The organism is Ktedonosporobacter rubrisoli, from assembly GCF_004208415.1.
Classification (GTDB): Bacteria; Chloroflexota; Ktedonobacteria; order Ktedonobacterales; family Ktedonobacteraceae; genus Ktedonosporobacter; species Ktedonosporobacter rubrisoli.
The window spans coordinates 11,201,476-11,215,893 of sequence record NZ_CP035758.1; the positions used below are offsets into that span (position 1 = coordinate 11,201,476).

9 protein-coding genes and 1 pseudogene are annotated in these 14,418 nt (G+C 50.9%); 4 read left to right on the forward strand and 6 right to left on the reverse strand.

Annotated elements, in window-relative coordinates; translation table 11 throughout:
- Positions 1-819: 819 nt before the first annotated feature.
- From EPA93_RS47500 to EPA93_RS47515, 4 genes and pseudogenes are all read right to left on the reverse strand, one after another.
- Positions 820-2,454: pseudogene (locus EPA93_RS47500) on the reverse strand (protein kinase domain-containing protein); the annotation flags it as partial.
- Positions 2,426-2,656, reverse strand: coding sequence for a WD40 repeat domain-containing protein (locus tag EPA93_RS47505; protein WP_165423877.1), 231 nt, complete (start codon positions 2,654-2,656; stop codon positions 2,426-2,428). The gene EPA93_RS47505 and the pseudogene EPA93_RS47500, both read right to left, overlap by 29 nt.
- A complete protein-coding gene (locus tag EPA93_RS47510) occupies positions 2,653-4,710 on the reverse strand; it encodes a WD40 repeat domain-containing serine/threonine protein kinase (RefSeq protein WP_129894274.1) in 2,058 nt (685 codons plus the stop codon). The genes EPA93_RS47505 and EPA93_RS47510 overlap by 4 nt, the downstream gene beginning before the upstream one ends.
- A gap of 770 nt (positions 4,711-5,480) precedes the next feature.
- Positions 5,481-6,143, reverse strand: coding sequence for a TetR/AcrR family transcriptional regulator (locus EPA93_RS47515; protein ID WP_129894275.1), 663 nt, complete (start codon positions 6,141-6,143; stop codon positions 5,481-5,483).
- A 169-nt stretch (positions 6,144-6,312) separates the two neighbouring features.
- On the opposite strand from EPA93_RS47515, the gene metE reads away from it, so the two are divergent.
- The 3 genes from metE (at position 6,313) to otsB (ending at position 11,075) form a co-directional block, all read left to right on the forward strand.
- Positions 6,313-8,625, forward strand: coding sequence for a 5-methyltetrahydropteroyltriglutamate--homocysteine S-methyltransferase (gene metE / locus EPA93_RS47520; RefSeq protein ID WP_129894276.1), 2,313 nt, complete (start codon positions 6,313-6,315; stop codon positions 8,623-8,625).
- A gap of 451 nt (positions 8,626-9,076) precedes the next feature.
- The gene (locus tag EPA93_RS47525) at positions 9,077-10,066 is read left to right on the forward strand and encodes a DUF4349 domain-containing protein (protein ID WP_129894277.1); all 990 of its coding nucleotides are present in this window, start codon (positions 9,077-9,079) and stop codon (positions 10,064-10,066) included.
- Positions 10,067-10,271: 205 nt separating this feature from the next.
- On the forward strand, positions 10,272-11,075 hold the full coding sequence (gene otsB, locus EPA93_RS47530) for a trehalose-phosphatase (RefSeq protein ID WP_129894278.1): 804 nt from the start codon (positions 10,272-10,274) through the stop codon (positions 11,073-11,075).
- Between the two features lie 37 nt (positions 11,076-11,112).
- Here the strand turns inward: otsB and EPA93_RS47535 are convergent, their stop codons facing one another.
- Both EPA93_RS47535 and EPA93_RS47540 read right to left on the reverse strand, forming a co-directional pair.
- On the reverse strand, positions 11,113-11,658 hold the full coding sequence (locus EPA93_RS47535; RefSeq protein WP_129894279.1) for a hypothetical protein: 546 nt from the start codon (positions 11,656-11,658) through the stop codon (positions 11,113-11,115).
- 13 nt (positions 11,659-11,671) lie between these two features.
- Complete coding sequence (locus tag EPA93_RS47540; RefSeq protein ID WP_165423878.1) at positions 11,672-12,592, reverse strand: RluA family pseudouridine synthase; 921 nt, start codon at positions 12,590-12,592, stop codon at positions 11,672-11,674.
- A 532-nt stretch (positions 12,593-13,124) separates the two neighbouring features.
- Between EPA93_RS47540 and EPA93_RS47545 the strand changes: the two genes are divergently transcribed.
- Positions 13,125-14,306, forward strand: coding sequence for a DUF4185 domain-containing protein (locus EPA93_RS47545; RefSeq protein ID WP_129894281.1), 1,182 nt, complete (start codon positions 13,125-13,127; stop codon positions 14,304-14,306).
- Positions 14,307-14,418: the final 112 nt, after the last annotated feature.

Sequence of the window (14,418 nt, forward strand, 5' to 3'; positions counted from 1 at the left end):
GTAGATCCCAGATATAGATTTTGTTACTACGACCATAGGCGCCTGCGATATATTTTCCGTTGGGAGCCCAGACACAACCATTGACGTGCGGGGACCACTTAAAGCTAAAGCCACTATTATTATCATTTGGGGCGGAATTGTAAGTGCATCTTGATCATCTGTTCCCAGAGTGTAGAGTATTTTGCCTTTTATCGCGTCCCAAACGATAACCGCCTCAAGGTCAGAGGCAAGAAGTTGCGCTGGATTTGCCGGGGACCACTGCAGGCTATCGCGCAGCACCATAACTGATGAATCTTTGGTGCGTTGTGGCAAGGACAGAACTTGTTTGACCTTGCCTGTCTTTGGGTCCCAAACGACAACTTTAAAATTATTTGTTGAGCCAGCTAACAGAGAACCATCTGCAGACCAGCCGAGAAGCTCAACCTCAACGGGAGAATCAGCGGCGTAATGCAGAGAGTTTACAGGGCCGGTTGGATGCGTGGGTTGCCAGAGCTGAGCATCTGTTTTTGAGAAGCTGGAAGTCGCAAACGTATTGCTATGCGGCGCCCAGGCTCCATGGCTGTACATAGGAGCCGAGAAACTATTGGCCTGATCAATGTCAAGAAACTTCTGTGGAGAGTTATTTTTGGCAAAGGGATTGACTACAAAGAACTGATTTGTCCCTGAAGAAGGGATGATGGCGAGCATATGCCCATCGGGCGACCAGCTCATGGAATTGTTATAGATTATGTTGGCAAATTTCCAGGTCTGTAGGGGCTGGGAGATAGTTTGAAAGCCGGAGCCCTGCTTTTTCAGGTAGCTCTCAATATCCCAGAGCATCACCCTGGTATCTTTGCTACCTGTGGCCAGATAGCGTCCGCTGGGGTCCCAGCTCGCGCACCATACCTCATCCTTGTGCCCAGTAAGGGCAAGGAGCGGTTTGCCAGAGATAAGTTTATGCGGTCCGGGAGGAGTAGGAGCCGGCTTCTGCGTAGTTTGCGTAGAGCGCATAAACATCGGGATCGCGATGCCGCCTGCAATAAGCACAGCAGCCCCGGCTGCACCTCCTATCAGGACCTCGCGCCTCTTGAGTAAGCGTTTCCATTCAGGCTGCTGTGGACTGTCCGAACCTGGATAAGGGCTGTGTGCAGGTGGGCTATAGAGTGTCTGCGCTTCGCCAGGAAAGGGCTGCTCAGGTGTCCTAGGCAGTGGCCCGGGGTTGTTCACATAGGTAGTGGCTGTGGCCGCGTTCGCTTGCGCCGCAAATGTTGAGCGCAATCCTTCCTGTGAAGGCGTGACAGATCCCTGTTGTATAGGACCACTCTTGATGCCCGGGTTAATTCCCGGAGCCATAAATTGACCCTGCGGCTGCGTCGTGGCAGTGACAGTGGGCTGGCCAAGGGAATTAGTTGATTGGTGGGGCGTCGGAGCTGGCGTAACCGAGAATGGGAGCGGCGTCGGGCTGGCGGCACGTAAACGTTTGCTCCAAGGGGCAAGTAGCGTCCTTTCAGGATCAGTCGTGGCCGCAGTTTGGGTGCTGGCTGTATTTGGGGGTGTATATGTGACTCCTGGCGTCAGAGCCTGTGTTTTCCAGGCCTGCTCTATGGCATTGACAAAGGTCAGGCAGGAAGCAGGGCGTTCAGACGGCTGCTTCCCTAAGCCTTGCAAAAGAGTATTTTCTAGCGCCTGCGAGATACCTGGATTAAGCTGACTGGGCGGAGTAGGAGCTTCCTGAATCTGTTTGATAAGAATGTCATAGGGATTTTCGGCCCTGAATGGTAGATTCCCTGTAAATAAATGATAGGCGATCACTGCGAGGCTATACAGGTCACTGGCAGCTTCCGCGCGTCCCTGAACCTGTTCAGGGGCCATATATTCTGGAGTCCCAGCCCCAGCGTGAGTTTGCGTTCGTCGCGTAGCTCCGGTAGTAATTTTGGCGATACCGAAGTCAGCCAGGAAAAGCCAATCCTGTTGCATAAGCATGTTGCCAGGCTTAATATCTCTATGCAGCACTTTTCGGCTATGTGCATAGTCAATAGCTTCAGCTGCTTGCTTGAGATAGCTTAGGGCCTGATCTGCAGGAAGCGGGCCCTGCGCATTGCGTATGCGATCGCGTAAAGAGCCGCCAGTAATATGAGGCATGATAAGATAAGTGATGATCTCGCCGTCTGCAGTTGGTTCCTCACCAAAATCATGTACTTGAAGAATATGAGGATGCTCTAATGAAGCAGCTGTCTGTGCTTCACGTGCGAAATCTTGTAAATAGCGATGATCGGAAGCAAGCACTGCAGGCAAGAGCTTAATGGCAACCTGACGTCGCAATTGGGTATCTTCTGCTAACCATACCTCACCCATGCCGCCGCGGCCAAGCATATTTTGTAGGCGATAGCGGTTAATCATTCGCCCTTGCCAGTCAATCGATTGGGTAGTAACCATGATACAATCCTCAAATTTTCCAGATAAGAATACTTGCATTTACATCGTTATAGCCAGCAGCCAGATATTGGCCATCTGAGGACCAGGCCAGTGTTCTGACTGGATCGTGTACGTCGCCTGCCACGAGCGTGCGCTGCGGCAAAGTGTTGCCCTGGACGTCCCAAATGTAGACTTTACCATCTGTTGCTCCAGCCGCGACAAGCGTATTTGAAATAACTGGATTAAAGGCCAGAGCCGTCAACTTCGCGCTTGAGTCTGGAGGCAGGCTACGCGGAGAATTATAGATCTGTTGTTGGGGATATTCCAGGTGGTAATTGTTGTAGGATGGGTATCCGGTTCGGCCATCGCACAAAGATATTGACCATCGCCTGACCAGGCCAGGGTTCCAATCTTGGTATTGAGCAGCGTGTCTTGCCCGTTAAGTTTAAGGAGAATGCGTTGCTGCCAGGTAGGTGGCTGAGCCGAAGCATGTAGTTCTCCCAGGAGAACACCGTCTGAGGTGCCAATGGCCAGCGTCAGAGGGGCAAGCTTAGGCGCTGGAGCCAGCTGATTCAGTGTAATGGTATTGTCGGAAGAAAGATAATGACTGATCTGAATGCTTCCGGCCAGATTTCCTGGCTGGCCCGGGTCCCACACCTGCAGCATAGTTGGTATGTTTGTGGTAAGAACTGTATTGGTCATGGTAAGAAGATAATTGCTTGGAGACCAGGACATTGAACTGACCGTAATAGAGTTCTTGATAGAAATATTATTTTTTGTATAGCCTGGCGCAAAGCCTGCCAGATCGGCCGTATAAACAAATACTTTGGCCGCATTCATGTCGCTAGCTGCATTGCCAATTGCCAGCATGTCGCCTTTGGGAGACCAGGCGAGATAGATATCGTTGCCTGTGCTGAGATGTACATTAGCCTTTGGCTGCGGATTCTGGCTCTTCTGCTTTTGAAGCGCCTGGATATCCCAGAGGAGAACCATACCATCATCGTTACTGCCTGAAGAGATCAGCGTACCCGGATTAGTAGGTGACCAGGCAAGAGAGGCAACTGGCTTGTTATGGCCACGTAGTACGAGAACAGGGGCATTTGGATTAGGGCTGGTTGACTGAGCTGATTTATTAGACGAAGACGACTGTGTTGTTGGCGTCTGTGAGCGCGTGTTTGCTATCCATTCAAGAATACCACCACCAGCAATAAGAGCTACCAGGGCAGCTCCTCCTCCAATGAGCAGACGCCTGCGCTGAGGATTTGTTGAAGGCAATGTTGCTGAGGTCTGAGGATCTTGCCCGGTATTTGGGGTGCTAACCTGCTGAAAAGAAAAATTCTTCTGCTCGGTTGGAGAATTTGCTCCTGTAGTGGAAGGTAACCCATTCTGATTCAGGACAAAAGCCGAATTAGTCTGTAACGGCTTAACGTAGGTTGCCTCCTCTGCACCCTCATCTATCGTCGCTTGCTGGAGTGCAGTGATGAATGCACGCGCCGATGCGGGACGCTGAGCAGGGATTTTGGCCAATCCTTGTAAGAGTACCTGCTCGAAAGCTGGCGTCATGGCTGGATTGTACTGTCTTGGCGCAGGCGGTGGCAGGGTCATATGCTGAATCGTCGTGGCATAAGCAGTATCTGCACTAAAAGGAAGCCGCCCGGTGAAAAGCTGATAGGCGATAACGGCAAGACTATAATTATCGCTGGCAACTTCTGCCTTTCCTTGTGCTTGCTCAGGAGCCATATATTCGGGTGTCCCGAAGCCCATGCCGGTCTGCGTGAGATGCTCGGAGTTGGACATTATACGCGCAATGCCAAAGTCTGCGAGCATAAGCCAGTTATCGGAGCGGAGCAGCATGTTTCCGGGTTTGATATCGCGATGTAAAACTCCCTGCTGGTGAGCATAGTCGATAGCTTCAGCTGCTTGCATCAGGAAGGCCAGGGCCTCTTGCGGAGGAATACCGCTGTTGCGCTCACCCAATGCAGTGATCCGCTCGGCTAAAGATCCGCCAGCTATATAGGGCATAACAATATAGGTAACTAGCTGCCCATTGGGAAATACTTGCTCTCCATAATCATGGACTGGCAATATGTGAGGATGGTTGAGGGCTGCAGCAGCCTGCGCTTCGCGCTCGAAGCGTAGAGAGAACTCTCGATCTTGCTGATTGCGAGAGGGAAGCGTTTTAATAGCGACTTGACGATGTAGACGCGGATCTTCCCCTAACCATACATCGCCCATGCCTCCTTTGCCAATTCTGCGCAGCAAATGATAACGCCCTAGCGTTCTTGTGGTATTTTGTGTCATGCCGCCGTCATTCATGTGCACTCCATTTTGGATACTCCTCGCCTTCTGGCAGGGGAGGAAAAATGGCTCTGGTGTCGTGCCAGAGGACCCCTTAAGGGAGAAAGCGAGCTATGCGGCCTCGCCCTCCGTTTGACTGCAAGCAAGGGACGGTCCAGACCCGCATGTCTGTACAGTGCCCTTCGCCAAGATTAGAAAGGCTTGTCGTGCGAGCAGTAGCGTCCCGCCCCTCAGGACTTTTCACCACTCGCGCTAGAGCTACAGATTAAGGCAAGCATCTGTAGGTAGCATGACCTTCCCAACGGAGCACATGTGTGCTAAGGCCAGTCAAGCAGGCTTGGAGCAGCCTGAGCTCAAATGCTCAACTAATTTCCAGCCTCCGCATTTACTGCGGGGTTCCTGACCTCTTCCTTAAAAAACTAGCAGAATAGTAGCGAGATACAGAATCTGCCTGACTACTATACTACATAAGTGGAGAAAAATTCGCCTGTGTAGCCCTTATTTACTCCTTTCTACCCTAATTGACTAGCCATTTATTCCCCCTCTCAAGAAGATTTGAAATGCTTCTAGTGAGCTGCGGCGGCAAAAAATTGGAGAAGGAGCTATAGGCGCGCTATGAAGATGAGACAAAATAACTATGCCTCTCTTCGCTAGCTGGCTTAATACACTGCTATTTCTAGGAAGCTGAACTTGGCGTGGGGGAAGAGGTTGCTGCAGTATGTTTAACGTCGTTTGCGCCTTGGGAATAGCAATAGCTCGGTTAGCTCATGCTCTAACCGAGCTATTGCTTAGTCGGCCTTGTATTGCCCGGTGGTCGATGCGAGGGGCTGAGCTTGTGGCTGCTCTGCTTGTCCTCTATAGAGGAGTTGGCGCAGCGCGTTCAAGCAGATCTGATGCATCTGGGTAGGATTGAGCGCCGGGTTCTGCAGAGTTGCTTGAATCGCCAGCCCATCGATGAGCGAGGCCAGTTGTATGGCTGTTGTGTACGGATCTACCGCGGCAAACTCGCCTGATGCACAACCTTCGCTAATGATGCGGGCTAAAAAACGCGTCCAGCGCCTATGCTGTTTCTCACTCACCACGCGTAGCCGCTCGTTTCGTGTAACTTCTCCCCAGAAGGTTAGCCACAAACGCCATTCATCGCGAACTTCCTCTGTTTGGGGCAGGCTAGCAGTCACCAGGCGCTCTAATTTTTCCCAGGCACTCTGGGCGCCAGTGAGGGCGGCCCGAAAAGTGATGCCAGTGTCTTGCACCTTGTCGAGCAGGGCAGCTTCTAACATGCTGTCTTTATCACCAAAATAATGAACGATAGTGCCGGTGCTAATTCCAGCTGTTTTGGCGACGTCTCGCACTGTGACGCGTTCATAGCCCATGGCTACGATACATTGGCGTGCCGCACGCAAGATTTGGGCGCGGCGCGCGGCCTCGTGGATTCCTGTACGTGGTGGCATGAGAAAAGCCCTCCTTTTGCTCTTTTTCCTTCCTTATGATATCATAGGACTGTCTCTGTTTATAAAACGAACATTCGATTTACAATGAGAGAGCTTTGATCTTTTAGATAAGGCTTACATTAGCTTGACAAGAAGGCAACTCATAAGTCTTAGGGAAAGGACTGTACCCATGGTATATGCAACGAACCTTGGATATCCTCGTCTCGGCACACAACGCGAGCTCAAGAAAGCGCTTGAACAATTCTGGAAAGGAAAGATCAGCGAAGCCGAGCTCTTAGAGAGAGCTGCCACGTTACGTAAGCAACGCTGGCTGCTACAGAAAGAACTCGGACTGACGTATATCCCTTCCAATGATTTTTCCCTCTATGATCATGTGCTCGATACGATAGCTATGGTGGGAGCTGTGCCCGAGCGATATCGCTGGAAAGCCGACTCTGTTGATCTGCATACCTATTTTGCACTTGCCCGGGGCATGGAAAAAGATCAAGGGCGAGTGGAGACGATTCCAGCATTGGAGATGACCAAGTGGTTCGACACGAACTATCATTATATCGTTCCTGAGTTTGAGCCAGAGCAAGAGTTTTGTCTTGCCTCCAATAAACCGCTTGATGAGTTTTTGGAGGCAAAAGCGCTGGGTATCCTGACACGTCCGGTTCTGTTAGGCCCAATCTCGTTTTTACTACTGGGAAAGATCCATCATAGTAGCGAGCATCAGCTCTCCTTATTAGAGCGTCTTTTACCGGTTTATGAGGAAGTCATCCAGGCCCTGGCCCAGGCTGGTGCCGAGTGGATTCAGATTGATGAGCCATGCCTGGCCCTTGATTCGGATGAGGCAGCTCAAAGAGCCTATCAAGATGTCTATACACGGCTGGCGAGTTGGAGAGCATCCTCGGCTCCTTCAGTGCGCATCTTGCTAGCAACCTATTTTGGTGAGCTAGGTGAGAATCTTCCTCTCGCGTTACAGCTCCCTATCGAAGCTTTGCATCTTGACCTGGTACGCGCACCAGAGCAGCTCGCTCAGGCGTTGGCGCTTGCTCCTGCCTCTCTCACCCTCTCGCTAGGCCTTATAGATGGACGAAATGTCTGGCGCACTGACTTTGACCGAGTGCTTGCTCTGGCTTCCCAAGCTGTCCAGGCCCTTGGCAGCGAACGTGTCCTGCTTGGTCCCTCGTGCTCATTGCTGCATGTTCCTGTTGATGTGGCGTTAGAGACGCAACTTGACGAAGAGATGCGTTCCTGGTTAGCTTTTGCCAATCAAAAGCTAGAAGAGATTAGCTTGCTCACCCGAGCCCTTAACGAGGGAAATGCCGCCATCGAGACCGCTCTCCAGGACAATCGTCGGGCTATAGCGAGCAGGCGCAGTTCGCTTCGCATCCATAATGCTGAGGTGGCGCAGCGTGTAGAGGCCATCACTGAGCAAATGGCGCGACGTTCGCAGCCTCATCAGATTCGCAAGCAGCTTCAGCAAGAGAAGCTCAAACTGCCGCTTTTGCCTACTACCACTCTTGGTTCTTATCCGCAAACGGCAGGTCTGCGGGCCACGCGAGCGGCTTATAAGAGTGGCAAGTTGGATCGCGCTAACTACGAGGCCTTTCTCAAGCGTGAGATAGAGCAGGTAATCAGTTTCCAGGAAGAAGTTGGGCTTGATGTGCTGGTTCATGGGGAGGCGGAACGTGGAGATATGGTCGAATACTTTGGTGAGCATCTCACAGGCATGCTGCTTACGCAACATGGGTGGGTGCAAAGTTATGGCTCGCGGGCAGTTCGACCGCCCATCATTTATGGCGATGTGTTGCGTCCCGAGCCCATGACCGTAGACTGGGCTCGCTTTGCCCAATCGCTCACTACGCGCCCCGTCAGAGGGATGCTTACAGGACCGGTGACCATTATGCAATGGTCCTTTGTGCGCGATGACCAGCCACGTTCACAGACGTGCAAGCAAATCGCTCTGGCGATACGCGATGAAGCGTTAGATCTAGAGGCTGCAGGCATCAAGGCAATTCAGATCGATGAGCCGGCGCTGCGGGAAGGATTTCCTTTGCGCCAGGCTCGCTGGCAAGAGTATCTCGCCTGGGCTGTCTTCTGCTTTCGCCTGGCTGCAAGTGGCGTACGTGCTGATACGCAAATCCACACGCATCTGTGCTACTCGCGGTTTGATGATATCGTTCCTGAGATTGCCAGCATGGATGCGGATGTTCTGCTCATCGAAGCTTCGCGCTCGCAATTCGATCTGCAGGAAGCCCTCAGCGCCTATCATTATCCCAATGACATTGGCCTGGGCATCTATGACGTGCATTCGCCGCGTGTACCGCAGGCCCAGGAATTTGCTGATGAATTGCAGTTAGTGCTTAAGCTTCTTCCCGCTGAACAAGTATGGGTGAACCCTGATTGTGGGCTCAAGACGCGCGCTTGGGAAGAGGTTAAGCCATCCTTGCAGAATATGGTTGCCGCTACTCAGCAAGTACGTTCGGCGCTTTCATAGACCCTGCGCGAAGATATATTGAGCTTCTAGCCTCTCTCCTTGAATTGCATTTCTCGGGGAGACGCTTGAAGCTTTCTTGCGTTATCTGGTTTGCTATGTGCCAGATTCTATGTCTACGATATCCTGTATCAACAAGTTCCTCAATTTTATGTCCCTCTGTCTGATGAGTGATTTAGTCTCTCGATAAAAGTGCTTGGACCATATGGCCAGCCAGGGTCGTCTTCTGCTATTTCTCTCAGCGATCAATCTAAAGCCAGGACATGTACCTTCAGAGCCTGGAGTGGGAACTATTCGGATCTATCTAACGTCACTTAAATAGCAGGGCTAGCACGATATCGCTGTAGATAGATACCTGCATGTATTTCTTAAAACGGACCATCTCTCAATACCTAAACTTAATGATGTCATCCGGGCAGCTTGCCCACACATCCTTATCAAAGGAGCAAAGTTTATGCCGCGCATCTCTAAAGTGACAAAAAAAAGGTTGTTCTGGTCGGCGAGCATGATAGCACTGCTTATGGTCTTGCTTGTCGGCTGCGGCTCTGGCACTGCTAGCCAGACGGCCGGTGGTTCTTCAGATTCTTATAGTCCGCACAGTGCCAGGACAGAATCCTTTGCCGGTAACGCCTCATCCTCCCAGGCTAGTCAGGCTAACAACGCAGCAGCGCCGGCGGCAAAGAAAGCTGCAAATCTTAATGGCCAACAATACTTGATTAAAACGCTAAGAGTGAATTTAGCTGTCAAGGATACTCAGAAAGCTGCAGATGATATTCGCCAGTGGATCAGTTCAACCGATCCTCTCGCAACCACTGTGAATACAGCTTATGAGCCATTTGACGACAACCAGTATACTATATCGATTTCTTTTTCTGTAGAATCCAAGTTTTATACGCAGACCTATAGTTACCTGAGAGATTATGCTTCAAAGTACCAGGGGCGATTGTTGGGCTTCAATGAAAGTGTTCAGGATATCACCGACGATTATGTAGATACGCAGTCGCGGCTCAAAACCTTACACGCGGAGCAAACTCGTCTGCTTGAGCTGCTCAGCCATGCTCAGGCCTTGGGTGATATTATCTCCATCGAGCAAAAACTGACAGATGTGCAGGGACAGATCGATTCATACGAATCACGCGCCAAAACGCTTTCTAACCAGGTTTCCTTCTATACTGTGACTGTCTATCTCCAACCGCTAGGCGCGGTGCCTTATCCAACGAATCTGCCCTGGAACCTGAATCAGGTCTTCCATGATGCCTGGGTGGCCTCAGTAAGCTTTGGCCAGGGCCTGCTGACCTTCCTGGTCTGGTTGCTTGCCTTCAGCATCTATATCATTCCGATCTGCGTGATCGTCTGGCTTGTTGTCAAGTTCCGCACACGTCTGTTCGGCCGTTTCAGACGACCGAAGGTCGCGGCGAGCCCTTCTTCGGGAACAGGCGAATAGTATAATCCCAAACATACAGGAAACTCTCCCAGGTTTCCTGTATGCCCTACCTGGCCATCTTCGGCACGGAAGCATATGGTATACTGATTCCGGATGGGCAAAAACCGCCTCCTTGCTCATTGAGAGAGAGAAGCCTGTCCGGATCTGCTTGCCTGGCTATCTCGATTGGCAAGATGAACATACGATCTTCCGGAGAAAATCATTCATGTTGACACCTGATCTACAACGCATCCTTCAACAGCGGCCGCTTGGCCTTGTATTTGATATTGATGGTACCATCAGTCCCATTGCCCCAACGCCAGAGGAGGCTCGCCTCTATCCCGGTATGGCTGAGTTGTTGCAGCGGGCGCGTGATTGTCAAGGGGTAAAGGTTGGCATTATTACCGGGAGGACCGTGCAAAGTGGTGCGGCTATGGTAAACGTAGAGGGCCTTACCTATATTGGTACTCATGGCCTTGAGTGGAGTGATGGCCTGCCCAGCTCCTCACAAATACAACTCGTGCCGGAAGCCTTGCGCTACGCTGAACCGGGGAAGCAGCTGCTCGATCTTGTTGAGCAAAAATTGACCGATATTCCCGGCCTGCGCATAGAGCGCAAGCAAGTTGGAGGAGCTATCCATTTTCGCCTCAGTCCTGATCCGCAGGAGGCTCTGCAGCGTGTATCGCAGTTGCTGACAGAGCCAGCGCGTCAGCTCAATATGCGCCTGGAAGAAGGGAAGATGATGGTAGAGGTAAGAGCTCCACGCGAAGTTGCAATCGATAAAGGCAAGGCGTTGCGCCGCTTCGTGCAGCGTAAAGATTTGCAAGGAGTGATCTTTGCCGGGGATGACCTTACTGACCTTGATGCGATCAAAGAAGTAGCTAGCCTGCGCAAAGAAGGAATTGCCGCTTGTTCTATCGCTGTCAAACACGCAGATACTCCTTCCAATGTTCTCAAACAGGCGGATATCACCGTAGAGGAAGTTGCCGGTTTGGCTGCTCTGCTCCGTGAAATACTTGCGGCACTCTAGCGATCCCGCCGAAGCGGGATACTACTCTTGCCAGGAATTACTTTTCTAAGGAATCGAGCATGGCGCGTATGAAACCCACGGCAACCGAGAGCCAGTCAAAGGCGCGCGTCCATGCGACCCATTCCTTCTGCGTTGGCCAGCCAGGTCTATAGCGCGGGATCAACTCCTTTGGCATTACTGTGGCCCATTTGCTGCCTTCGCCCAAACCGCCAGGCGTGATACGTACAGCGATATTGAAGATTGTCTCGTTGGGAAGCTGCAGTTTCCAGTCTGGCAGTGTCTTTAGCAGTGGTTCTTGCCTCCATACGGTAAAGAGCAGGGGCGTCTCGTCTTGGGTTTGGCGCAGGGCCACTACCTGGCCAACGACAGCATCGCGTTTCCATTCGGGGAAGCGTAACGAGACGGAATAGCGATATTCATCCAATCCCACAGCCTTGATAAACGTTTCTTGCCCCTCGCGCTCAAGCAGACGAACTGTGTCGCTTTGCCAGATCTTTACCAGGGCATCAAGGCGTTTTTTCTTCTCGATATCGTTAAGCGTGGCCAGCGGACCCGTATCTGTAGGATAAGGCTGTGTTTGCATCTTTCTTTCCCTTTCAGAGAGGTTTCGGTTCAGGAATATAACGCTCCAACCATATAGCCAGGTCATCTGCCAGAGGCGCTACGAATCTGCAAGATTTATTGTCTGGATAACGTTGCAATTCCAGGCTATGGGCATGGAGAAATTGGCGCGTAAGGCTGGCAGCTGGCGTTTCTGGAACTGGCTCTGGTGCGTATACTTTATCTCCCACAATAGCATAGCCTGCGGCTGCAAGATGGGCACGAATCTGGTGGGTCCTGCCAGTAAGCGGACGTACTTCAAGCAAGGCAAAATCATCTTTAGTTGCCAGCACGCGAAATATCGTTGTGGCTTGTTGGCCAGTGGGATCAATGATACAGCGCCGGCGATCCACAGGGTCACGCCATAAGGGGCCGTCCAGGACAAATTCTGTCTGTGCAGAAAGGTGTAAGTTATCTGCCGCTAACAGAGATAGCGTTCCGTCATCCTTGAGTCGAGACACGGTGAAGCTTTGGTGCGGTTTGGCCCAGGAGGGAGCTCCCTGTTGCACTACAGCAAGGTAGCGCTTGATGATGGTATGGGTATGGAACTGCCTTGCTACGTGGTGGCGTGCACGCTCTGTACGCGCCAGAGCAACGACTCCAGAGGTATCTTTATCCAGGCGATGTAGCAAGCAGGGACGTGGTAGCAAGCCATCTTCTTTCCATTGCTTTTCTTGCCGCCTTTCCCTCAACATCTCGCGTATATGTGGTGGGGCCAGTTTCCAATCTGGCTCATCAGGCAGGGCGGGTGGTTGCCAGTCATCTCCTCCTTGCTGTTCCAGATAGACCAGCAAGGCATCCCACATGGTACCATCAGCGTGCTTATAAGTCGGGTGGATTACCAATCCGGCCGGCTTGTTGACCACAAGTAAATAGTGATCCTGATAAATGACAGTGAAAATATCTGTCGTCTGCATAGCAATTGTTTCTGTACATAGCTTTAGATTTTCCGAGGACATACGCTCTCTATTATAGCAAGTTGTGTCGTTGATGCAACCGACACCCATAGATGCGGCTCTATACTTGCTGAAGTGAGCTCCAAAAATTGTAAACGTTTCCATTCTTGTTTTTGGAGAGAGTAATTTTTGCTAAAAATGTTTTCATAAATATCAGCTTTCTGGCGGGAATTCACGCATTTAAGATTTATTAGCTCCTATTGACAGAGATGTCAACATGGTTCTATACTCCATTTTAGAGGGAAATAGCAGGAACAATAGGCTGCAGAGATATGAAATTGTTTTCATATCTAATCAAGGATAGTGAACATAAGGTAGGAAAACATTTTCATAATTGGCCTTGAGGCAGTGAGCTGCTTAACCTCCCATGGAGAAAAGAGAAAAGGGGGACAGACAATCTTCTTGTTGAAGAAAGAGCGGCCAGGAGCGATGAGTAAAGCCCACGCGAGAAGTTTGTGTCGTAGATAACACTTGTAGAAAGGAAGCCAGATAAATGCTAGAAGACAAGAAGGTAGACCAGCAGGTTATCTCCAATGTTGAGAGCAGAGTAACAAGGCGACATTTACTAACAAGAGGAACGGCTATGGCTGTGGCAGCTACAGCTCTCAGTTCAGGACTGGTGGTGCTTTCGGGACCTATACAGGCACGTGCCAATTCCCAAACGCGCCCCATCGCCAAGGTCAGCCAGGCAATTGCAAGCAGTGACGCTACTTCGCAAATTGCTAGAGAGGTTGGGGCGGGTTCAATCAATCGGACCGATAGTCTATGGGGGCTCTATGGTGCTGATCTGGGCCACATGTTTATGCATCGCAACAAGATGTACATGGTGTTCGGAGATAGCTTCGGTCCTCCCGCTGCCGATCCCTTCTTCTCCAAGCCTCATAGCGATTGGAGAAGTAATACCATGGCCTGGATAGAACGGCCACTTTCACCCTGGAAAGGGCTTACCTTTAGCGGGATGATTACTGATAAGCCCGGGCATGCCAAAGAATTGCTTTCCTCCAAGAAAATACCCGGTGATGAAAATACCGTTATCCCTACGTATGGCGTATCTGTCGCCAATAGCATGTTTTTGCACTATATGTCTGTTCGAACCTGGGGCCAGCCAGGACATTGGACACTAAACTATTCGGGGTTGGCTTATTCCGATGATGATGGTCAGAATTGGACAAAGGACATGAAAGTGACATGGCCCGCAGACAGCAATTTTGGCCAGGTGGCTATTTTAGAGGATGGGAGTTATCTCTACTTCTTTGGTATCCCGGGTGGGAGATATGGAGGAGTTCAGCTGGCCCGCGTGCGCGCGCAGGCAATACTTGATATGGGCTCATATCAATATTGGGATGGAAAATCCTGGCAAGCCAATAATCCGGCGGCCGCCACAACAATTGTTCCAGCGCCAGTAGGCGAGCTTTCAGTGCGCTGGAATTCTTATTATAAGAAGTGGATAATGATGTATTTAAATGATCCACGATACAGAGTTGTGATGCGCACTGCTGATAATCTTACCGGTCCCTGGAGCCAGGAGATGGTTATTGTCACCGGTCAGCAATATCCACAGCTTTATGCACCCTACATAACACCGCTTTGGAACAATGGGCCTGACATCTTTTTCACCATGTCGCTTTATGGTCCCTATAGTGTCTATTTGATGCGTACAACTGTGCCAAAGTAGAAGTCATCTTTCTATAAGCGCTGTACGCTTTTAGCAGAAAACAGTTGAGAGCCCAGATATTTGCCTGTTTTCTGCTAACCTTTTTGGGCCTAAACTACCGGGCTATTTTGAC